Source organism: Pseudomonas sp. S2_B07 (genome assembly GCF_054668435.1).
Genome location: NZ_CP162769.1, coordinates 2,894,104 through 2,914,316 on the forward strand (window position 1 = coordinate 2,894,104; position 20,213 = coordinate 2,914,316).

The window sequence follows — 20,213 nt, forward strand, 5'->3', positions numbered from 1 at the left end:
ACGGCATGCTCAAACCGGCGCTGCTGATTCTCGTTTGCCTGATCCTGTTCGGGCTATCGATCCGCTTGTTGCTCCGCGGGCTGCGCCAGACCGGGACCGAACGCGTGTTGGGTCGCCTGAGCCAAGGGCAGCCGCAAATCGTCGTTGAAAAAACCTCCTGGGCCGGGCCGGAACGGGCGTTCTTGCGCGCCGGTCTCGGGCGTCCGACTGAACGGTTGGGACGCTGGGTGCTGCTGTGGGCCCTCGGTATTTTGCTGGGCGTTGTCGTCGGTGGCTGGATCGGTGCGCTGCTGTTTGTACTGGTGCCGCCGTTGCTCCTGCGGCTGTATGTCGGCTGGCGTTATCAGCGCCGGCTCAAGCGCATGATCGAACAACTTCCGCCGTTGCTTGATCACACCGTGCGCAGCCTGAAATCCGGTCGAACCCTGGCCGATGCCCTGCTCGGCGCTATCGAAGCCGCCGATGACCCATTGAAAAATGCCATGGGCCGGGTCCAGCGCAACGTGCAGTTGGGCGTCAGCCTGCCCGACGCCGCGTCGGACTTCGCCGAGTTGTATGAGAGAGATGAACTGCGCCTGCTGGCCCTGGGTTTGAAGGTCAATCATCGCTACGGCGGCAATGCCAGTGAACTGCTGGAGAACCTGATCAAAATGATCCGTGAGCGCGAGCAGGCCGCCCGCCAGCTCAGCGCCATGACCGGTGAAACCCGGGTAACCGCGTGGGTGCTGGGGTGTTTACCGCTGGGCCTGGCCGGTTATTTTCTGATCGCTAACCCGGCCTATTTACTCGCCATGTGGAATGACCACTCGGGGCAAATCATGCTCGCGACGGCGTTTGGTTTGCAGGCGGTGGGCAGCCTCGCGCTCTGGCGCATGTTGCGCAGCGTATGAAAATGCCTCTACTGATCAGTGCACTGCTGTTTTTCGGGGCCACGCTGTTGCTGCTCAGCAGCCTGCTGGACCAGCGTCGACGGGCGCGTCAGGTGGCCCAGCGGCTGGACGGCAAGCCGCTCGGTCACAGCCAGTTGGGTCTCTGGTTGCAGGCGTTGGGTAATAGTCGGATCGGTCAGCGCTCGGTCAATCTGGACAACGAAACCCAGGCACTGCTCAACCGCCTCGGCTGGCGCAGCACCCGTCGTCGCTCACTGTTCGCCGCGTGCCAGGTCGGCGTGCCGGTGCTGGCACTGGCCATGAGTTTGCTGATTCAGGGGGTGTTCTATCCCGATGCGCAGAACCACTGGATCGCCCCGCTGTTCGCCACGGCCATCGGCTATTTGCTGCCTAAGCGCTTACTCGCCGCTGCCTCGTTGCGTCGACAAAAACAACTGGCGTCCGAGATTTCCACCTTCATCCCGCTGCTGCGCATCCTGTTCGAATCGGGCATGGCGGTGGAGCAGTCGTTGCGCGTCCTGAGCACCGAAGGCAAACAACTCATGCCCGCGCTGACCCATGAACTGCGTCTGGTGCTGGCCCGTGTCGATTCCGGCCTGGAACTGGGTGAAGAACTGCACAAGGTCAGCCGTTTGCTGGCGGTCGATGAATTCACCGACACCTGCGTGATCCTTGAACAGTTGATCCACCAGGGCGGCGGTGCGATGAAATCCCTGCTGACGCTCAAGCAATTATTCGATGACCGGCGCCTGACGCGCCTGCAGGAATACATCTCCAAGATGTCCGCCAAAATGTCCGTCGTGATGATGCTGTTTCTCTTCCCGGCGTTATTGATCGTGCTGGCCGGCCCGGGCTTCACCGCCCTGGCCCGGGCCATTGGTTCATAGAGGGGTCCTGATGAAAGCGATGATTGCCGGTTTGAGTTTGCTGTTATTGGGCGGTTGCGCCACCGACGGCCAGACACCATGGAGCGCCCTGACCAGCAGCGCCAGTTGCAGCAAATTGAGTGCCGATGAACAACTGAAATTAAACCTGGCCGACGACATGGCCAACGACGGCAAACTGCACGCCAGCCTGGCCAACCTGCAAAGCCTGCCGGACAACGTGGCCGACGTACGCCTGCGCCGGGCCAAGGTCTACCGCCTGCTGGGGCGCAGCGAAGCCGAGCCGTTATACCGCAGCCTGCTCGGCACCTGCATGGCCGCCGAAGCCGAACACGGCCTGGGCCAACTCGCTGCAGCCAAGGGCGACAACGGCCTGGCCCAGGCTCACTTGCTGCGCGCCGCGCGGCTGGCGCCCACCGACGACAAAATCCGCAACGACCTCGGCGTGGTGTACCTCAATCAACTGCGCGTCGACGATGCACGCTTTGAATTCCTCACCGCCATGGAACTCAAGCAAGGCGATCAACTGGCCGCATTGAACATGGTGACGCTACTGATCTACCAGGACGACTGGAGCCGCGCCGCCGAACTCGTCAGCCGCCTCGGCCTCAGCCCCGCCCAAGTCACCGAAGCCCAGGAACGCGCACAAAAACTCAAGACCCCGGGCAAGACAGGCCCGATTCCTGTTAACCAGGTCGCCGTCGTCACGACGCCGAGCCTCCAATAGGGAGTCCTTTGCGATGAAACCAATCGTCCTCAGCTGCCTCGGCCTGCTGGCCCTGCCCCTCGCCGCCCTTGCGCTCGACGGCCCATCCTCGCCACAACAAGCGGAAACCGAAGGCTGGCTGCAACTGCAAAGCAGCAACAAGGCTGCTTCGCAGAAACCACAGACCTCGACAGCGACTGAACGCGAGCTGAGCATGCAGCGCTGGTTGAAGAGTTATGAGCATGAGATCCCGCAGTTTTTTGATCAGGATCAGGGGGGGACGGTGAGCAGTGGGTCGGGGGGGTAGGTTTTGGTTTTTTGTGTGTGGTTTGCCGCCTTCGCGAGCAGGCTCGCTCCCACAGGTCAAACAGTGTGCAGCGGAGGAAAATCAGTGAGCCGTAACCCGCTGGCGCATCCCGGAACTGCTGGGCGACAACGCCAACGCCAACTGGGTGCGGTTATGCATATGCGTCAAACGCAACACCTGCGACACATACAGTTTCACCGTGTTCTCGGTAATCCCAAGCTCACAGGCAATCTGATAATTGGTCTGCCCCTTGCCCACCAACCGCGCCACATCCAGCTGTCGTGGCGACAACTGATTGAAAATCGCCGGCATCTCCACCCGATCCACATCACTGACCTCAGCGTCGCCGACATCCGCCTGAGGCCCACGTCGAACCTTATCCAGATCCTGATACAAATCATCGATCGACTCGGACAGATACTGCAGCTTCTGATTCAAATGCCCCAGCTGCAGATTTTTCTGCCGCTCCTGCAACGCCACTTCCTGACGCTGAACCCCTTCCAGCAACTCACCCAGATCAACCGGCTTCTGATAGTAATCAGCAAACCCGGCCCGCAGCGCCTTGATCACATCCTGCTTGTCCGCACGTCCTGTCAGCATGATGGCTTCAAACGCCCGGTGCTTGCCAGACAACCGCTGCAACACCTGAACCAACTCAATCCCGTTCAGCCCAGGCATCTGCAAGTCGCACAGCACCAGGCCGACATCCAGATCCTCCTCAAAGCGCTCGATCGCCTGCTGGCCAGACTCACACGGAATACAGCCATAGCCCTTGCTCTCGAGGAATTCGCACAGCTCCTCCACGATCAAAGGCTGATCATCGACCACCAGGATTTTTACCGCAGACGTAAACTTATTCACGCGCCACTCCATGCTCAGGCCAACGCTGACCGCTCCTGTACTGACAGCCCCAGGCTGCACAACCAGTGATTTGAAAGTAGACGCACTTTCTGACTCTGTACATAGAACGGGCGACTAGTGAATCCAGGCGAACGTGAACAACAACCCCACCAACACAAAGGGCGCAAATGGCTGCTTCCTTGACACTCCCGGCTCCAGGTAGCGAAGACGAGCCCTAAGCCCTTGACCCAAATGAAGCCAGACTCTTGGCGCCACCAGCAGCCATAAAACACTGGCCAGTGCGGCACCGATAAAGCTGCCCAGCAGGTGTATACCGTCCGTCGCGAGACCCAGGGCGCCCATCAGTTTCACATCGCCCGCGCCCATGCGGCGCAGCGCATAACCGGGCAAGGTGAAGGCCAGCGCCAGCAACAACGCCCAACCGCCCTGCGCGGCCTCAGCGCCCAGCCAGGTGGTGTCGGTCCACAACAACCAGGTCAGCGCCAACGCGCCTGCACCGAGGGTCAGGCCATTGGCGATGTGCTTTTCCCGGGCATCCTGTGCCGCGCAGAGCGTCAGCCAGATCAATAATACAAAGCTTTGCATTCGGTAAAAAACATCCGTTATGGCTGAATGATTCTATGCTGATATCACGCTGTGACAGTCAGGGTAGACGCACTCATGAAATCAAGCCTCCCCCGCAAACAAAAAGGCGCCGTTGCGATTGAGTTCGCCTTGGTGTTCGTGCTTTTTTTCGCCGTGTTCTATGCAATTGTCAGTTACAGCTTGCCGCTGTTGCTGATGCAATCGTTCAACCAGTCGACCGCTGAAGCGGTTCGCCGCAGCGTGGCGGTGGACCCGAGCGCGCCCGGTTACGCGGCCACCGTGCAAGCCACCGCAGCAGCAGAATTGAACCGGCAGTTGGCCTGGATTCCTGCCGCACTGAACTTCAATGCCGCCACCGATTCCACCATCACCTTTGTCGCCGGAGTGCTTAAGGTCAAAGTCGATTACCCCACCAGCAAGCTCAACCGTGTGGTGCCGTTTCTGGTGCTGCCGGGGATCGGTTCGGTGCCCAATTTGCCGGCGACACTCAGCGCCAGTTCGAGTCTGCAATTTTGAGTTCCGGCGACAAACTGTTCGGCCGTCTGCTGAACCGCCATCCGCCACAGCCTGTGACCATGCCCGACACCCTGTGCGTGCAGAGTGTGGGCTTGCAACTGTACCTGGATGCCGAAGGCCGGGTGATTCATCAGACGGGACCGCTGCGGCATATGCTGGCCCAGCAGATTCCAGCCGCGCAGTCCCCGCTGCTGGTGGATTACCTCATGCCCCACAGCAGCCTCGCGGTCGAAGGTGTGCCCGCCGACTGGCAGGGACAGACCCTGGACCTGGACTTCTACACCGTCAGCGGACAGCCCCTGCACCTGCGCGGCTGGGTCCAGCCCGCGGACAAAAACTGGTTGTTGCAGTTACTCGACATCGGCGACGTCTTGCTCGAGCGCCGGCAATCGCGCAGCCGCGAACAGAACCAGTTACTCACGGCGAAGATCAGCGAACAGCTGCGCCTGTGCAGCCTGGTGCGTCTGCCCGATGTTTTGCTCGATCAGCTTCAGGTGCTGGCGCAACGTTTTCACATTCCCTGCGTTGCGGTGGCGTTGCTCGATGAGCAGGCTCAGGGCTGGCAAATTCATCAGCAATACGCCGCCCTCGATGCGCCGAAGCTGTGGCAAAACGCTCAGCGCCTGGGCACCGGGCTCGACAGTTTGAACGGCTCGGTCGCCCAACACCTGACGCCCGCCGCGCACCCGCGCCTGCAAGACATCTTCGGGCATGCCGACGGCTTGGCGGTGCCCTATTACGACGCTCACGGTGTGGTCGCGTGGTTACTCTGCGGTGTGTATACGGCGCAGCAACGTGCTCCGGATCTCAACGACAGTGACTGGTTGCAGCTCTGCGCTGCACTGGCCAGCCCGCTGCTGGAACGCCTGCGCGAGCATCGTCATCAACTGCAACTGGAACGGCTGGAATCACTGCAAGGATTGCTCGGCACCGGTTGGTGGGAAATGTTCAGCGACAGCGCCCAGGTGCAGTTGGCGCCGTCGCTCGCCAACGTGCTGAGCCTGACGAGCACGCAATTACCGTTGAACGAATGGCTCGACCACATTCACCCCGCTGACCGCGAAGAACTGCGCAGTCGCCTGCTGGACTTGCAGGACGCCGGCACGCCGTTGTTGCTGTGTGTGCGTCTGCACCGCCCCGAAGCCACACAAACGCCGATCTGGTATCGCCTGCAAGGCCAGGCCCTGGGCGCCGGTAAACAGCGCCGTTTGGTTGGCTTCATGCTCGACATCAGCGATATCAAAAATCAGCAACAGAACGCCGCCACCGCCCATGCGCGACTGGACAACCTGATCGCCAGCTCACCCGCGGTGATTTACGTGCAGCGCTACGTCGAAGGCGCATTGCAACCGACGTTTTTCAGCGACAGCCTGCTGCCGCTACTAGGGCTGACCCTCGCCGATTGCAGCGCCGGGGCCTTGATCGAACGCATTCACCCGCAGGACCGCGATCAGTATTTCGAGCGTACCCGGCAGTTGCTGCGCGAAGGCTCGGTGCGTGCCCGTTACCGACTGCGCGACCATCGCGGCGATTACCACTGGCTGCTCGATGAGGCCAAGCTGCTGCGCGATGACCTCGGCCTGCCGGTGGAAGCCGTCGGCTTGTGGCTGGACGTCACCGAAGCGACCCTGGCCGCCGAACAGGTGAAACAGAGTGAAGAGCGCTACCGGATTCTGGTGGAGGACTCGCCCGCGATGATTTGCCGGTATCGCCCGGACCTGACGCTGACCTTCGGCAATCGGCCGTTGGCGACCTATCTGGAATGCCAGCCCGAACAATTGCCCGGGGTGAATCTAGGCCAATGGATGTCGGACGAACAACGTGAAGCGTTCGTGCAGCGGCTCAGTCAACTGAGCCCTGAGTTCCCGGTGAGCACCGCGGAAATCAACCTGCAACTGCCCGGCCGGGAGCACGCGTGGTGGGTCTGGTCTGATCGCGGGGTGTTCGATGAGCAAGGGCTCCTGCTGGAGATTCAGGCCGTCGGGCGCGATAACACCGAAGTCCGGCGCTCGCAGCAGCAACTCACGCAGAGCGCAAAAATGGCCACCCTCGGCGAAATGGCCACCGGCCTGGCCCACGAAATCAATCAGCCGCTGAACGTGATGCGCATGGCCATCGTCAATGTGCTCAAGCGCCTGAGCACGGGCGAGGTGCAGATCGACTACCTCACCGACAAGCTCAACCGTATCGATTCCCAGGTCCAGCGCGCCGCGCGAGTGGTGGATCACATGCGCGTGTTTGGCCGTCGTTCGGAGATCGAACAGCATCCGTTCAACCCGGCGCAGGCTATCGAGGGCACGCTGGCGCTGTTGGCCGAAGGCATGCGTGGCAAAGGCGTTGAACTACGGGTCAGCGAGACCGGTTTTGACGTGCAAGTGCGCGGCTACGTCGATCAGCTGGAGCAGGTGTTGATCAACCTGATGGTCAACGCCCGGGACGCGCTGCTGAGCAAACGCGAGGCCGACCGCGAGTTCAAGCCGTGGATTTCGGTGTACGCCGAACGGGACAAGCAGTCGGTGCGGCTGTGGGTCGAGGACAATGGCGGCGGCATTGACCCGCGGTTGATGGAGAAGATTTTCGAACCGTTTTTCACCACCAAACCGGTCGGCATCGGCACGGGGTTGGGGTTGTCGGTGAGCTACGGCATCGTCGAGAACATGGGCGGACGCCTGAGCGTTCGCAACTCAGTGGAGGGCGCACGGTTTTGCATCGAGCTGCCGGTTGCGTTGGATGATCAGAGCAGCAGTGATGCTCGACCGGAGTGACAGCTGAGGTTGGCGCCGACCTGAATTTTCCCGACTTCGATGCCAAGGGTTTTCAGGACGGTGTTGAGCAGGTTGTCGAGCAGCGGGCTGAGGATCGAGTTCAGCGTTGTCGTCAACAGCGACAGCACGCTGGTCAACAGCGAGTTCAGCAAATCGAAAACCGCCTGCAGCAGGAAGCCGGGACTGAATGACGGGGTGTGAACAATCAATGGCAAGGGATTGATCGCCTGCGACAAGCCGGAGATCGCATTGGTGGCGGTCAAGGTATAAGGCGGACTGGAGGGGGCCAACCCGACTTTCGGCGGGTTGATGAACGTGGTTGATGCGCTGGTCGGCACGACGGGGCTGTCGATCCTGAGTTCAGCGCCACCACCGGAAAAGGGCACGCCGGCATGCCGGATATCGAGCAAGGTGAAGGGCGTGACGCTCAGAGGCGCAATCGAGGAGGCCCAATTGGAGTTGACCCGCCCGACCCGCAATTCAGCCACGGTGGTGGTGGTGAAAGCGGTCAGGCTTTTATTGGATTCGCTGGCGCAGGTGTAGTCGGTGACGTAACTGCTGCCCCCGCCCGCCTCAAGACTCACGTCCAGATTGGGATTGGGCAATACATACAAATCGAGTCCCAGTAACCCGGTGACCACAGACAAAGTGCTCGTCACCAAACCGGTCAGGTTAGTGACCAGCGACAAATCCAGGCTCACCAACACCCGGACCTGCGCGGTGCGCACATAGATTCGATTGGCGCCCAACGGCGCCAGTTTTGCCAAGGCCGGGTTACCCACTACCGACAACTGTGGCGGCTCGATCACCTTGATGTTTGCCGTGGCCCCGATGCCCAACCCCAACAGATTCACCGGAAGCGTGCCCGTCAGCGCACTCTTGCTGTTGCCCAGTTCGATAAACGCCTGGACCAGTTGAAAGGCATTCACGTTAGCGTTCAGGCCGGACGCGGTGCTGCCCGTCTGCAACTGCAAGATGTCACCCAAATGCACTTTGAGCGGATTGACGACGGTGTTGGCCAGCGCATTCAAACCGGTCTGAACGTCCGCCGTCGCGCCATTGGCCTGGGCCACGGTCGCGGCAGCTCGCAGCAGCTGGCCCACCGTGGCGTCTGCGCCGAGCAATTGGGTGTAGTCGCCGGCGGTGACCTGCAGGTCAACGGCAAGCTGATCCATGTATTTGAGCAGGTTGATATTGGCAGCCACCAAACCGTTCCAGCTGGCGACGGTCAAGTTGATCGGCGCACCGCTCAAGCCAGACAACATACCGTTCAACAAATTAACGTCTGCCAGCGTGCTTTGAATACTCAGTTGGGCCACCGGCGGCCCCGCGACACCCGCAACGGCCGTGGCGCTCAGGTTAATGGTCGAGTTGGCAGGGGAGCCGCCGAACATCGCTCCGAGACCGCCGACCAGACTCTGCGGCACCACATGGCTGGCGATGACCCGGATCGCTTCGCTTTTGCTCGGGTCCGCCGCGAATACCCGAAGGTTGCCGGCGTTCACGGTCACCGCGCCGCAGGCAACGGCCAAGGCGCGGCCAGCGCTGGGGAGGGCGAAACCATTGCGTTGGGCGCTGGCGGTGGCGTAGGTGACGGCGGAGGCGCCGACCAGGCAGTCACCGCCCCGTGTGGCGGCTTCCAGCGCAGCCATGTCGGCGACCCGTTGCAGGTTGCGTTTTTCCAGGTAGAGCCGGCCGGTGTCGACCACAACCACCAGGCACAATAGCGCCGCCGCCATGGTCAGCGCCGCCATCAAGCCAATCGCCCCCCGTTGCCGGGCCGGTCCACGAAACTGCAAGCGGGGAGACATCGCGCACTCCTTTGCCGGTGCACTGCCGGGGCTTTCTGCGATCGTGAAGAGCAGTGTAGACAAGGGTTGGCCAGAATGCTGGCAACTCGCCAGCCCAGACAACAAAAACCCCTGTAGGAGTGAGCCTGCTCGCGATAGCAGAGTGTCAGTCGACATCAATTTTGACTGTTACACCGCTATCGCGAGCAGGCTCACTCCTACAAGGGGATTAGTGGGCTAATTTGGGTGGATAGTTGGCCAGGATGCGCGCCACGGTTTCGTGGATCGCAGTGCTGCGATCCGACGGGTTCGGTGAGCCGCTGAGCAGTTGCTCGTCGCTGCCGCGCCACACCAGTTTGCCGTCCTTGCCGTCGAGCAGGTCGATCTGGATGGTCGCCACTTTGTAGCTGACGTTGCGGGTTTCGTTGTACATCGGCGCACCCCAGTAACCGTTCCAGGGGTTGCCATAACCGCCGCCATAGCTGGTGGTGACTTGTTGCTGGCGCTCTTCGACGATCAGATAGGTTTGTACGTTCAAATCGCCCCGGGTGCCGGTGGCGGCCGGGCGCAAGCCGCGCTGATCAAGCTGATCGGTCACCGATTCACGGATGCGTTGTTCGGTCAGGTCACTCTTGATCCGCGGATCATCCGGGCGGTATTGCAGGGCCGGTTCTTTCCAGCTCCAGCTGCGGTAGGCGGCAAAATCGCGGCTGGCGTCAAAGTCATGATTGACCTGGTTGGCGGCGCAGGCACTGAGCAGCGCGGCCACAACCAGTACAGCGAGACGTCGGAACATGATCTTTCTCCGGTTGAGGCGTCACCTGCGCAATGCTTCTTATCGACAGAAGCTAACTCGGAGGATACGCCGACATTGCCTTTTCTACAGCCTTTCGCAGGGCATCGGCTTGTTCGCTCTGGCTGCCGCTTTGGCCGGTTTCGGCGCTGCCGCTCCACACCGGCTGACCGGTGCCGGCGTCGTACAGATCCACCTGCACCACCAGGACTTGCTCCTGATACGTGCGCACGATCGGCACGCTGCCGTACATGCCGTAACCGTTGCCATAGTGGTTGTAACCGCCATAACCAGCGCCGTAGTAACCGTAGTCGTCGCGCTCCTGACGCAAGCGGGTTTCGATGTGCAGGTTGGCGCTGACAAACAGGTCGGCCGGACGGTTATCGTGCAGCGGACGCAAGCCGCGCTGATCGAGGGCGTTGCTGACCACTTCGGCCACCTGCGCCGGGTCGGCCCAGGTGGTGCCCGGCGGCAGATGGCCGTCGAGCCACGCCCAGCTGCGATAACGCCCATAGTCATGAGGCGGCGCCGGGTAGGCGCTGCGATCGAACACCTTGGCAGCGCCCGGCGGCGCTGGCGGGATCGGGTTCGACGACGCCACATACGGGTTGCCGCCCTGACAGGCCGCCAGCCCGAGACAGATCACCAGTAACCCTGAACGACTTTTCATTTCGAGCTCCGATCAGACCGGCCGACAGATCCAGTGCAAGTAGCGCCCGAGCCCGGCAAAGCTCGGGTGACGACGGTGGGCCAGTTCCATTTCGAGCAGGTCCACCAGCTCGGCACGGGCCTGGAATTCCACGGGCATATAGTCGTGAAAAACCCGCACGCCACTCTGGGTTTCGACCTGCCACAAGCCCTCAAGTTGCGCCGCCAATTCCCGCGGGTCGAGCGGTTGTTGCGGGGTCAGGCTCTGCTTTTCGCCCGCCATGTCGTTCTTGCGCATCTTGCGAAAGTGGCCCTTGAGCAGGTTGCGGTAAATCAACGCATCGCGGTTGTAGAAGGCCAGGGACAACCAGCCGTCTTTTTTCGTCAATTGATGCAATACCGGCAAAATCGCGTGAGGTTCGGCCAGCCATTCCAGCACGGCATGGCACAGGACCAGGTCGTAGGGTTCGGTGAGCTGACCGAGCAGTTCCTGCCACGGTGCCTGGATGAAAGTCGCGCTCTGCCCCGCCTCGGCGAAACGTTGGCGGGCGCCTTCGAGCATCGGTTCGGCGGGCTCGGCCAGCGTGACGTCGTGACCACGCTGGGCCAGCCACAACGACATGTGGCCCAGGCCGGCGCCGATGTCGAGCACACGCAGCGGCCGGTCCGGCAGGGTTTCGGCCAGGTCGGCCTGAAGCACCGCCAGGCGGATTGCGCCTTTGGCCCCGCCGTAGATTTTTTCGGCGAAGCGTGTCGCCAGTTGATCGAAATGACGATCACTCATCAGCTGAACCTCTTTTCGCTGTCCGCGAGTTTGCTGAGCACGACTTCATTCATGTCCAGCCCCAACTCGCTGCACAGCAGCAATAAATAGAGCACGATGTCGCCGACTTCCTGCCCGGCATGGGCGAGCTTGTCGGCCGGCAATTGACGCGACTGGTCTTCGGTCAGCCACTGGAAAATCTCCACCAGCTCGGACATTTCCACGCTGGCGGCCATGGCCAGGTTTTTCGGGCTGTGGAATTGCCGCCAGTCGTTGCGGTCACGGATGGCATGCAGGCGTTCGGTCAGTTCAACAAGGTTCATCGGGCTCTCCTGAAGGCGTATAGCTTCGGGGGGATGGCCGGGGATGGCAAGGGCGCTTTTCCCACAGGTGCAGTGCAACCCTCTATGCTTGTGGGGAACTCGCCACTGCGATCAATGGCCCAAGGCTCAACCACTTACATCAGGACGTTAACGACATGCAGGTAGAAGGTTTTTTCGAATGGCTCGGCCAGGCGCTCGGTTCGGTCATCCGCTTTATCGTTGACGCCCTCAGTGGCTTGTTCAACCTGTTGAGCCACGCCGGCAGCAACTTTGTCGATGGGTTGTCCCGGACACTGGGGATGGACACTTCGATCATCAACATCATTGCGCTGATCCTGGGGTTGATGCTGTTGTGGTCGGCGATTCGGGCGTTCATGAATGCGTCGGTCATCATGGGGATTATCTGGTTGCTGTTGGGGCTGTGGCTGCTGAGCTGGATCATCCACTGACACCCAAAAATCTCTGTAGGAGCGAGCCTGCTCGCGATTGATCATTCCCACGCAGAGCGTGGGAACGATCACTTCCAACTATCGCTACAATGCCGGCTTCGCCAAGGAGCCTGCATGTCCAACCTGATTGCCGACTGGCGTGACCGCCCGACCCATCGCCGGGTCTGGGCGCTGGCTGCGCCGATGATTCTGTCGAACATTTCCGTACCGCTGGTGGCGCTGGTCGACAGTACGGTCATCGGCCACCTGCCCCACGCCCATCAGTTGGGGGCCGTCGCCGTCGGGGCCAGTTTGTATACCTTCCTGGCCTGGGCCATGGGTTTTCTGCGCATGGGCTCCACCGGTTTCGCGGCGCAGGCTGCCGGCCGCGGGGATGGCGCAGCGTTGCGGCAGATTTTGCTGCAAGGCTTGTTATTGGCGATGGGGCTGGCGATTGTCCTGGGGGCCGCGGGTGTTCCCTTGAGCGGCGTCGCGCTGCACTTCATGCAACCCTCGGCAGAGCTGGATCAACTGACCCGCGAGTTTTTCCACACGCGGCTGTTCGGACTGCCGGCAGCGCTGGCCAGTTATGCATTGGTCGGCTGGTTCCTCGGCACCCAGAACGCCCGGGCGCCGCTGGCGATTCTGCTGAGCACCAACCTGGTGAACATCGCGCTGAACCTGTGGTTCGTCCTTGGGCTGGAATGGGGCGTGGTCGGTGCCGCCCGCGCCTCGGTGATTGCCGAATGGACCGGCGCACTGATCGGTTTGCTGATGACGCGCAAAGCCTTGCGCGCCTACCCCGGTCATATCGTCTGGGCCGCGTTGGCCCTGTGGCAGAGTTGGCGGCCATTGCTGGCGGTCAATCGCGACATCTTCATCCGCAGCCTGGCGCTGCAATCGGTGTTTTTCCTGATCACCGTGCAAGGCGCGCGACTTGGCGATGCCACCGTTGCCGCCAACGCACTGCTGCTGAACGGCTTACTGCTGACGGCCCACGCACTGGACGGTTTGGCGCATGCCGTGGAAGCCCTGTGCGGGCACGCCATCGGCGCCCGTGATCGAGGGGCGCTGCGGCGTTCTCTGGTGGTCGCCTGCGGCTGGTCATTGCTGGCGAGCCTGGGCTTTGCCGTGCTGTTTGCGTTCGCCGGGCATGTGTTTATCGAGATGCAGACGAACATCCAGAGCGTGCGCGACACCGCCTTCATCTACCTGCCCTACCTCGCCGCGCTGCCGCTGATTGCGGTATGGAGTTACCTGCTCGACGGGCTGTTCATCGGTGCCACTCGCGCCCGGGAAATGCGCAACGGCATGCTGTTGACCGTGGTTCTGCTGCTGCCTTTCGCCTGGGCGCTGCAAGGCTTGGGCAACCATGGACTGTGGATCACCTTTCTGCTGTTCATGGTGTTGCGCAGCCTGACCCTCGGTGCGTTTGCCTGGTACTTGCGCAAGAACGACGGCTGGTTCACTGGATGATGGGGTCAGGGCCCTCTCTGGGTTGAGCGTTCTGCCACAGGGTGCGCAGGCTATCGAGACGCGCCTGCTGGGTGGCGCCCGACAAAGGCAGTTCAGGCTTTGCGCCGGGGTGCTGCAAACGTAGCCACAACCAGCCGTCGAGCACCGGTCGCTCGCTGAAGCCCAGCGCCAGCCCTTCCCTCAGATGGGACCATAGACGGGTGTAATCGCGACCGGTGGATTGGCTCCAGCGCCAGGCATGCTGCTCCAGCAGGCAGGTTTGCAAAGCGTCGCGCTGACGCGCACTGAGATCTTCCTCAATCCCTAGCGGTTTGACGACAAGCCCTGGATTGAACAACTGCTGCCAGCCCTGACAACCGATGGCCCGATCAGCCCAGGTTCCACCGAACCAGCGTATCTGCCGGATCGGACCGAGCCAGCGACTCAGTTCCGGGGCATCGCAGGCATCGAAAAAGTAACTGGCCGTGTGGGAGTTGTAGAAACTCAGCAAGGCGCGGTGGTGCAGGCCAACAGTGACGGTGAGCATGCGGCGTAAATGCTCGAGCAACTGTGACGCAGGCGCCTGACTGACCAGCCACAACCCGCTCCAGAGGTGGGGTTCGCGCAGACAACGCTCGGCCAGCGCCGGGCATCCCTTGAGGTCGACCAGCACGGGCCCGTGATCCCGTAACGACTGCCATTCGGTGTCGTCAAACAGCCCGTACTGGCGGACGTGGGCAAAGGGTTGCCGCAGCGTTGCTCCGGCCCCGGGTACGCCCGGCACATCGAGCAAGAGCCATTGTGAAGTTGGATCGGGAGCCTGGGCGGCAATCATGGTGCACCGCTCTGGCCAAGCTGTGTCGCTGCCCGGCACGCGCAAAGGACTTGTGTGCAATGTACGAAACTGCCCCCGCCGGGTAGCAGACACAGCAACACCAACGGTTCGCTGGACTGTAACAGGCGCAACAATCCATCAACCGACACATTGTTATCCGCCACCACAGCGGGCTGCGCATCGGCCAAGCCTGGCGCCTGGGCGACTGGGGGGCCGCAAAGAAATCCGGTGATGAGCGGTTGATCGGGATCGCCTTCGATAAAGCTCACCAGCACCTCAAGACCTTCTCTCATTGGCAGGGTGTGGGCGCCGCTCAATTCAGGCGCTATCGACAACCAACAGTGGCTGGGGGCCGCGCCTTCGCCCTGATAGAGCCAGTCAAATTGCACCGCGACAGGTCTGGCTACATCGGGTTGAGGCTCATCGACTTCGACCACCCAAGCCCGTTGCAGGCTGTGCATTCGGGGGCCAGTGGACAAATTCATCGGAGGCAACTCTGTGCCGTCCTGAACATGCCCGTCACCCAAGACCAGACAATGACCACGCCTGCGGTGCTCGAAGTGGTAATGCAGGCGTTCCTGCGCGCATAGCCGCTGGAAAAACTGCAGGTCCGATTCCTGATACTGCGTGCAGAAATCCCGAGGCGGGTAATCGCCGGTCAACTCGAAACGCCGATCCTTGCCGGCAATGCCATGTTCCTTGAGTACCTGGGCGAGGATCTCCGGGACCGAACGGTTGCTGAAAATACGCTGGCTGAATCGCTGGGCCAGGCAGGCCAGTTTCGGCTTCAGGCGTACACGACAGCGCCTGGGTGTGGCGCTCTGTCCGGCCTGGACCAGTTCATGCAACTGTCCGTGAAAACCGTTTCCCGGTGGACCGACATGCAAAAAGGCCGGCCGGTACAACAGGCTTGCCAGGTCCAGTGCCGGATCGTCAATCAGCAGCTCCATGTTGAACTCAAAAGGTTCGCTGATCGCGTCACTGCCGCTAAAGGCCAAGACCGCAAAGGGATCAGGCAGACCCTCTACATCCAGACGAAATGACGGCTCGTTGGCTGGATCGAACATCGGCGATTCTCTACAGGAGGGGCGGCTGGGGATTCTCTCTGAGAGAGTTGGCCGAGTAGAGAGCTGAACTACAACTTAGGAAATGACCTACGCGAAAAGAAGACCACATCGCAGGGATAGACGAGGATGTGAGTCATTTCGCGGGAAATCAAAGACGCGTCGCACCAGGTCATCTGAAATTTCCGCAGCGTGCGGAACATTTTCAGACAACCTGATGGGAGCGGTGCCCTACCTTACGAAGACAGGTAAGACGAACGGGTCAGGCCCAGGCGCAGAGCGTCGAGGAACTGGGTGCGCTCGGCCGCGGTGATGCGTGCACTGGCGCACTTGTCGCGGTAGTGGGTCATCAACTCTTCCGGCGACAAGTGCACGTAACGCAGCATGTCTTCGATGGTGTCGTGGGTTTCGATACCGGCGTGGTACACGCTGCCGTCGGCGTTCTGGTAGATGTTCACCGAGTCGGTGTCACCGAACAGGTTGTGCATGTCGCCGAGGATTTCCTGGTAAGCGCCGACCAGGAAGATCCCCAGCAGGTAGTCTTCACCTTCGTTCAGTGCGTGTACCGGCAGGCTGGTTTCGATGCTCTGCTCGTCGACGTACTGCTTGATCTTGCCGTCGGAGTCGCAGGTCAGGTCTTGCAGCACGGCGCGGCGCAGCGGCTCCTCGTCGAGACGGTGCAGAGGCAGGATCGGCAGGACCTGGCCGATGGCCCAGGTGTCCGGCAGGCTCTGGAACACCGAGAAGTTGCAGATGTACTTGTCGGCCAGCTTGTCGTTGAGTTCGTCGAGCACCTGGCGGTGCGAACGCTGACGGGCTTTCAACGAGTTGTGCAGGCGACGGCACACGGCAAAGTAGCATTGCTCGGCCAGGGCTTTTTGCGCCAGGGTCAGCTTGCCGTCGGCGTACTGGGTGGCCACGTCGCTCATGTAGTGCGTCGCGCGCCAGTAGGTTTCGGTGACCATCTCGATGTCGGTCGGGCCCAGCAGGTCAACCAGCCATTGCACGGTTTCCGGCAGTTCTTCCTTGTTGTCGATCTGCGGCACGTCGTCGTTGTGTTTCTCGACGTCGGTGACCTGCACCACCAGCATGGCGTGGTGAGCGGTCAGGGAGCGCCCGCTTTCAGAGAAGATGTTCGGGTGCGGCAGGTTCTGCGCGTCGCAGAATTCCTTGAGCATCCCGACCACGACACCGGCGTAATCGTCCATGTCGTAGTTGATCGAACTGGCGTTACGCGAATGCGTACCGTCGTAATCAACGCCCAGACCGCCGCCCACGTCGATGTGATCCACTGGCAGGCCGAGGTTGCGCAGTTCGCCGTAGTAACGAATCGCTTCCTTGAAACCGTGCTGGTAGTCCGCCAGGTTGGCGATCTGCGAGCCCATGTGGAAGTGCAGCAGGCGAATGCCCTGATCCAGGCCCGCGGCGCGGAAACGCTCAACCACCGACAGCAATTGTGCCGCCGACAGACCGAATTTGGATTTCTCGCCGCCGGTGTCCGCCCATTTGGACGAGGCCAGGGACGACAGACGTACGCGCAGGCCGACCTGAGGCTTGACCTTCAGCGAGGCCGCTTCTTCGATCACCAGGCCGACTTCGGATTCTTTCTCGATCACGATAAAGACGTTGTGACCCAGCTTCTGGCCCATCAGCGCCAGACGAATGAACTCGCGGTCCTTGTAACCGTTGCAAACGATGGTGCCGCCCTTCGGCGCCAGCGCCAATACCGCTAGCAACTCTGGCTTGGAGCCGGCTTCCAGACCAATGGAGACGTCCTGGGTCGCAATGATGTTTTCAATCACCGCTTCTTGCTGGTTCACCTTGATCGGGTACAGCGCGGTGTACTTGCTCTGGTATTCCAGACGCTCGATGTTCGCATCGAAGGCGCCGGTCAGCTGACGCACGCGGTCTTGCAGGATATCCGGGAAACGCACCAGCAATGGCAAGGACAAACCGCTTTTGCGCAGTTGGTCGACTTGCTCGAACAGATCAATAGGCGAACTGGTCGGACCGTTCGGACGAACTTCGACGCGACCGGCGTCATTGATCGCGAAATACCCGGCCCCCCAATGGCGAATCCCGTAAACACTGCGGCTGTCCGCAACTGTCCATTGGCTGCCATCGTCTTTGCGTGTGCGTCGTACGGACATTGAAGTCCCCTATAAAGAAGTCATAGAGCGTCGCCTGGGTTCAGGCCGGCGCAGTCTAAAGAATGAAAATGACGATTAGCCTGCATGCAAGGGCGATAGACCTCACATTCAGGTTTGAGTTTAGAAACCAGTCAGAACAGGCTCTGTGAAAACCATGTAGACGACGCCAGACCCGTTTTCAGGACTGGATCAAGCCGAGGGTGGTTTTCACAGAGGCTGCTAGCCGCCGGACTTCTTCGCTTTGAAACCGAGTTTGATCAGCTCGCCCAAGAGTAGCTCGACATGATCGCCCTGGATTTCAATGATCCCGTCTTTCAACGCTCCGCCTGTGCCACAACGTTTTTTCAACGTGGTGGCCAGTTCCTTGAGCGCGTCTTCGGCCAACGGCACGCCGGTGATGGTGGTCACCGTCTTGCCGCCACGGCCCTTGCTTTCGCGACGCACGCGAGCGATGCCGTCGCCGGCCGGGATAACGGTCTGTTTGCAGATACAGGCGTCCACCGGTTTACTGCAATCCGGGCAATGACGACCTGCGTCGGTGGAAAATACCAGGCCACCAAGGGCGGCGAAGGATGCGGCTTTTTTGGCCACCGGCAATCCTCTTGGGAGGACAAAGACTGGTCGCGGCAACCTGGGCAGGAGCCATCGACCGCGAAGCCCCACTCAGGCAGGGGCAGCGCTACTGAACCAGACGTGCGGGTTCAGCTTGAAAAGGTCGCGCAGTGTAACGGCAAAAAGCCGACTTGCTAAGAGCCAATCGGCGCCAATTTACAGCTCTTTTGCGACGCCATCCCGTTGCGCGCGCAGATAGCGCTTCAACGCCGCCAGAGAGTCCGGGCAATAAGGCTTTTGCTGGATTTCCACCATGACCTGATCGATGGGCATAAAGCACGCTTCAAGCACCTCTTCGGGCTGCAGAATCAACGGCCCGTCCCAGACCGCCGAAAACGCCGAACACCAGAGCCGGTTGCCGGTGTCTTCAAAGAAGAAGTGATCGTGGGCGGTCAGTTCCACACCGCTCACGCCCAGCTCTTCTTCCAGCTCGCGGGCAGCTGACTCGGCGTAGGTTTCGCTGGCGAGCACCATGCCCCCTGCCGCCACATCCCAGTACCCCGGATAAATGGCTTTGCTCAAGGTTCGACGGTGCACACAGAGATCACCGGCCGAATTGAACAGCATGATGTAGGTGCCGCGCCCGATCAGCCCACGCTCGCGCAAATCGGAACGGACCAGGGCACCAAGCAGGTTGTCCTGCTCGTCGACCCAGGCGATCTGTTCGGCATCCGAGGCCGCGCGATGGGCGGCCTCTTTGGCGTTATCAACCATGACTCAGCCTTGATTGAGCAATTGACGCAGATCGATCACTGCAGCGTTGGCCCGGGAAATGTAGTTGGCCATAACCAGCGAGTGGTTAGCCAGTACACCGAAGCCGCTGCCGTTGAGGATCATCGGGCTCCAGACCGGCTCCTGCGATGCTTCCAGCTCACGGATGATCTGGCGCACGCTGACCGTGGCGTTTTTCTTGGCCAATACGTCGGCGAAGTCGACTTCGATGGCGCGCAGCAGGTGAGACAGTGCCCAGGCCTGACCGCGAGCCTCGTAGAACACATTGTCGATCTGCATCCACGGCGTCTCGACGATTTCTTCGTCCACCTGTGGCACTTGCCCTGGCGTCAGGACTTCGGTTTTCAGCGAAGTGTTGAGTTTGACCCGACCGACGCTGGCCGACAGGCGTTGCGACAGCGAACCCAGGCGGGTGCCGACGTCACCGAGCCAGTTGTTCAGGTTGTCGGCGCGGGCATAGAACAGGGCGCTTTTCTGGTTAGGATCGGACAACCGCGCCTGATAGCGGCTCAGGGAATTGATGCCTTCCTGATACTCGGACTCACTGGAAGGCAGCACCCAGCTCTTGTTGTCGAAGTTGAAACGCGGTTCGGCCTTGGCCAGGTCGGCGTCTTCGGCCGATTGCGACTGGGAGCGGGCGAAGTCTTTACGCAGTGCACGGCTCAGGTCGCGAACCTGGACCAGCACGCCATATTCCCAGCTTGGCATGTTGTCCATCCACAGGCCCGGCGGGAAACGGTCGTTGGAAATGTAGCCACCCGGTTTGGTCAGCAACGTACCGGCGACGGTCTTGAGGGTTTCCACGGTGGTGTAGCCGACGACCATCTGCTTGCCTTCTTTCTCGGCAGCGATCTGGGCATTTTGCTGGACCGGGAACAGCGCGGGCTCCTCGCTCCAATACCAACCCAGGGCAATCGCCACCAGCAGGTAAAGGCCGATCAAGGTGGCCAGCGCCCGGCTGAACAGCAGGCCGCCGATATAACTGCGGGTGGCCGACTTCGGTTCAGCGGCACGTTCAGGGGCACTGCCCGCGCGGTTCTTCCAGTCCAGCATGGCGATATCCTTTCAATCACTTGAGTTCATCGGTTCGACCACAACCCTACGCC

General features: G+C 61.0%; 21 protein-coding genes. 8 read left to right on the plus strand and 13 right to left on the minus strand.

Annotated elements, in window-relative coordinates; translation table 11 throughout:
- Positions 1-5: 5 nt before the first annotated feature.
- The 4 genes from AB4N43_RS13385 to AB4N43_RS13400 are packed head-to-tail and all read left to right on the plus strand — an operon-like array spanning position 6 to position 2,787.
- Positions 6-890 carry a type II secretion system F family protein gene (locus tag AB4N43_RS13385; RefSeq protein ID WP_460154139.1) on the plus strand — a complete coding sequence of 295 codons (885 nt, stop codon included), beginning with the start codon at positions 6-8 and terminating at the stop codon, positions 888-890.
- Complete coding sequence (locus tag AB4N43_RS13390; protein WP_027921874.1) at positions 887-1,777, plus strand: type II secretion system F family protein; 891 nt, start codon at positions 887-889, stop codon at positions 1,775-1,777. Before AB4N43_RS13385 ends, AB4N43_RS13390 begins: the two co-directional genes overlap by 4 nt.
- A 10-nt stretch (positions 1,778-1,787) precedes the next feature.
- Positions 1,788-2,501, plus strand: coding sequence for a tetratricopeptide repeat protein (locus AB4N43_RS13395; RefSeq protein ID WP_194940943.1), 714 nt, complete (start codon positions 1,788-1,790; stop codon positions 2,499-2,501).
- 13 nt (positions 2,502-2,514) lie between these two features.
- On the plus strand, positions 2,515-2,787 hold the full coding sequence (locus AB4N43_RS13400) for a DUF3613 domain-containing protein (protein ID WP_027921876.1): 273 nt from the start codon (positions 2,515-2,517) through the stop codon (positions 2,785-2,787).
- 81 nt (positions 2,788-2,868) lie between these two features.
- Here the strand turns inward: AB4N43_RS13400 and AB4N43_RS13405 are convergent, their stop codons facing one another.
- Together AB4N43_RS13405 and AB4N43_RS13410 are read right to left on the minus strand one after the other, a co-directional pair.
- Positions 2,869-3,648, minus strand: a complete 780-nt coding sequence (locus AB4N43_RS13405) for a response regulator (RefSeq protein WP_194940944.1) — start codon at positions 3,646-3,648, stop codon at positions 2,869-2,871.
- Positions 3,649-3,762: 114 nt separating this feature from the next.
- A complete protein-coding gene (locus tag AB4N43_RS13410; protein ID WP_027921878.1) occupies positions 3,763-4,233 on the minus strand; it encodes a prepilin peptidase in 471 nt (156 codons plus the stop codon).
- A 75-nt stretch (positions 4,234-4,308) separates the two neighbouring features.
- Between AB4N43_RS13410 and AB4N43_RS13415 the strand changes: the two genes are divergently transcribed.
- The gene (locus AB4N43_RS13415) at positions 4,309-4,749 is read left to right on the plus strand and encodes a TadE/TadG family type IV pilus assembly protein (protein ID WP_027921879.1); all 441 of its coding nucleotides are present in this window, start codon (positions 4,309-4,311) and stop codon (positions 4,747-4,749) included.
- Positions 4,746-7,514, plus strand: coding sequence for a PAS domain-containing sensor histidine kinase (locus AB4N43_RS13420; protein ID WP_460154140.1), 2,769 nt, complete (start codon positions 4,746-4,748; stop codon positions 7,512-7,514). Before AB4N43_RS13415 ends, AB4N43_RS13420 begins: the two co-directional genes overlap by 4 nt.
- Here the strand turns inward: AB4N43_RS13420 and AB4N43_RS13425 are convergent.
- From AB4N43_RS13425 to AB4N43_RS13445, 5 genes are all read right to left on the minus strand, one after another.
- Complete coding sequence (locus tag AB4N43_RS13425; RefSeq protein WP_460154141.1) at positions 7,484-9,325, minus strand: pilus assembly protein TadG-related protein; 1,842 nt, start codon at positions 9,323-9,325, stop codon at positions 7,484-7,486. The two genes, AB4N43_RS13420 and AB4N43_RS13425, sit on opposite strands and share 31 nt — an antisense overlap.
- Before the next feature lie 208 nt (positions 9,326-9,533).
- The gene (locus tag AB4N43_RS13430; RefSeq protein WP_027921882.1) at positions 9,534-10,100 is read right to left on the minus strand and encodes a DUF4136 domain-containing protein; all 567 of its coding nucleotides are present in this window, start codon (positions 10,098-10,100) and stop codon (positions 9,534-9,536) included.
- Between the two features lie 52 nt (positions 10,101-10,152).
- Positions 10,153-10,767 carry a DUF4136 domain-containing protein gene (locus AB4N43_RS13435; RefSeq protein WP_027921883.1) on the minus strand — a complete coding sequence of 205 codons (615 nt, stop codon included), beginning with the start codon at positions 10,765-10,767 and terminating at the stop codon, positions 10,153-10,155.
- 12 nt (positions 10,768-10,779) lie between these two features.
- Positions 10,780-11,529 (minus strand): methyltransferase domain-containing protein, encoded by a 750-nt coding sequence (locus AB4N43_RS13440; protein WP_027921884.1) that lies wholly within the window; start codon positions 11,527-11,529, stop codon positions 10,780-10,782.
- A complete protein-coding gene (locus AB4N43_RS13445; RefSeq protein ID WP_027921885.1) occupies positions 11,529-11,831 on the minus strand; it encodes a MazG-like family protein in 303 nt (100 codons plus the stop codon). Before AB4N43_RS13445 ends, AB4N43_RS13440 begins: the two co-directional genes overlap by 1 nt.
- Before the next feature lie 155 nt (positions 11,832-11,986).
- On the opposite strand from AB4N43_RS13445, the gene AB4N43_RS13450 reads away from it, so the two are divergent.
- Both AB4N43_RS13450 and AB4N43_RS13455 read left to right on the plus strand, forming a co-directional pair.
- The gene (locus AB4N43_RS13450) at positions 11,987-12,280 is read left to right on the plus strand and encodes a hypothetical protein (RefSeq protein ID WP_027921886.1); all 294 of its coding nucleotides are present in this window, start codon (positions 11,987-11,989) and stop codon (positions 12,278-12,280) included.
- Positions 12,281-12,394: 114 nt separating this feature from the next.
- Positions 12,395-13,735 (plus strand): MATE family efflux transporter, encoded by a 1,341-nt coding sequence (locus tag AB4N43_RS13455; protein WP_027921887.1) that lies wholly within the window; start codon positions 12,395-12,397, stop codon positions 13,733-13,735.
- On the opposite strand, the gene AB4N43_RS13460 is transcribed toward AB4N43_RS13455, so the two are convergent.
- From AB4N43_RS13460 to AB4N43_RS13485, 6 genes are all read right to left on the minus strand, one after another.
- Positions 13,725-14,549, minus strand: a complete 825-nt coding sequence (locus tag AB4N43_RS13460; RefSeq protein ID WP_194940947.1) for a DUF4123 domain-containing protein — start codon at positions 14,547-14,549, stop codon at positions 13,725-13,727. The genes AB4N43_RS13455 and AB4N43_RS13460 overlap by 11 nt on opposite strands.
- Positions 14,546-15,616, minus strand: a complete 1,071-nt coding sequence (locus tag AB4N43_RS13465) for a contractile injection system protein, VgrG/Pvc8 family (RefSeq protein WP_194940948.1) — start codon at positions 15,614-15,616, stop codon at positions 14,546-14,548. The genes AB4N43_RS13460 and AB4N43_RS13465 overlap by 4 nt, the downstream gene beginning before the upstream one ends.
- 233 nt (positions 15,617-15,849) lie before the next feature.
- Positions 15,850-17,763, minus strand: coding sequence for an arginine decarboxylase (gene speA / locus AB4N43_RS13470; RefSeq protein ID WP_027921890.1), 1,914 nt, complete (start codon positions 17,761-17,763; stop codon positions 15,850-15,852).
- 219 nt (positions 17,764-17,982) lie between these two features.
- The gene (locus AB4N43_RS13475) at positions 17,983-18,354 is read right to left on the minus strand and encodes a translation initiation factor Sui1 (RefSeq protein ID WP_027921891.1); all 372 of its coding nucleotides are present in this window, start codon (positions 18,352-18,354) and stop codon (positions 17,983-17,985) included.
- A 177-nt stretch (positions 18,355-18,531) separates the two neighbouring features.
- Entirely contained in the window at positions 18,532-19,089 is a 558-nt protein-coding gene (locus AB4N43_RS13480; RefSeq protein WP_460154142.1) for an NUDIX hydrolase, read from the minus strand.
- 3 nt (positions 19,090-19,092) lie between these two features.
- Positions 19,093-20,160 (minus strand): DUF2333 family protein, encoded by a 1,068-nt coding sequence (locus tag AB4N43_RS13485; RefSeq protein ID WP_027921893.1) that lies wholly within the window; start codon positions 20,158-20,160, stop codon positions 19,093-19,095.
- Positions 20,161-20,213 lie beyond the last annotated feature (53 nt).

Bases quoted from the DNA above. Each gene is read 5' to 3' on its own strand.
- AB4N43_RS13385 (WP_460154139.1), top strand. From the start codon at position 6: ATGCTCAAACCGGCGCTGCTGATTCTCGTTTGCCTGATCCTGTTCGGG.
- AB4N43_RS13390 (WP_027921874.1), top strand. From the start codon at position 887: ATGAAAATGCCTCTACTGATCAGTGCACTGCTGTTTTTCGGGGCCACG.
- AB4N43_RS13395 (WP_194940943.1), top strand. From the start codon at position 1,788: ATGAAAGCGATGATTGCCGGTTTGAGTTTGCTGTTATTGGGCGGTTGC.
- AB4N43_RS13400 (WP_027921876.1), top strand. From the start codon at position 2,515: ATGAAACCAATCGTCCTCAGCTGCCTCGGCCTGCTGGCCCTGCCCCTC.
- AB4N43_RS13410 (WP_027921878.1), bottom strand. From the start codon at position 4,233: ATGCAAAGCTTTGTATTATTGATCTGGCTGACGCTCTGCGCGGCACAG.
- AB4N43_RS13415 (WP_027921879.1), top strand. From the start codon at position 4,309: ATGAAATCAAGCCTCCCCCGCAAACAAAAAGGCGCCGTTGCGATTGAG.
- AB4N43_RS13425 (WP_460154141.1), bottom strand. From the start codon at position 9,325: ATGTCTCCCCGCTTGCAGTTTCGTGGACCGGCCCGGCAACGGGGGGCG.
- AB4N43_RS13430 (WP_027921882.1), bottom strand. From the start codon at position 10,100: ATGTTCCGACGTCTCGCTGTACTGGTTGTGGCCGCGCTGCTCAGTGCC.
- AB4N43_RS13435 (WP_027921883.1), bottom strand. From the start codon at position 10,767: ATGAAAAGTCGTTCAGGGTTACTGGTGATCTGTCTCGGGCTGGCGGCC.
- AB4N43_RS13440 (WP_027921884.1), bottom strand. From the start codon at position 11,529: ATGAGTGATCGTCATTTCGATCAACTGGCGACACGCTTCGCCGAAAAA.
- AB4N43_RS13445 (WP_027921885.1), bottom strand. From the start codon at position 11,831: ATGAACCTTGTTGAACTGACCGAACGCCTGCATGCCATCCGTGACCGC.
- AB4N43_RS13450 (WP_027921886.1), top strand. From the start codon at position 11,987: ATGCAGGTAGAAGGTTTTTTCGAATGGCTCGGCCAGGCGCTCGGTTCG.
- AB4N43_RS13455 (WP_027921887.1), top strand. From the start codon at position 12,395: ATGTCCAACCTGATTGCCGACTGGCGTGACCGCCCGACCCATCGCCGG.
- AB4N43_RS13460 (WP_194940947.1), bottom strand. From the start codon at position 14,549: ATGATTGCCGCCCAGGCTCCCGATCCAACTTCACAATGGCTCTTGCTC.
- AB4N43_RS13465 (WP_194940948.1), bottom strand. From the start codon at position 15,616: ATGTTCGATCCAGCCAACGAGCCGTCATTTCGTCTGGATGTAGAGGGT.
- speA (WP_027921890.1), bottom strand. From the start codon at position 17,763: ATGTCCGTACGACGCACACGCAAAGACGATGGCAGCCAATGGACAGTT.
- AB4N43_RS13480 (WP_460154142.1), bottom strand. From the start codon at position 19,089: ATGGTTGATAACGCCAAAGAGGCCGCCCATCGCGCGGCCTCGGATGCC.
- AB4N43_RS13485 (WP_027921893.1), bottom strand. From the start codon at position 20,160: ATGCTGGACTGGAAGAACCGCGCGGGCAGTGCCCCTGAACGTGCCGCT.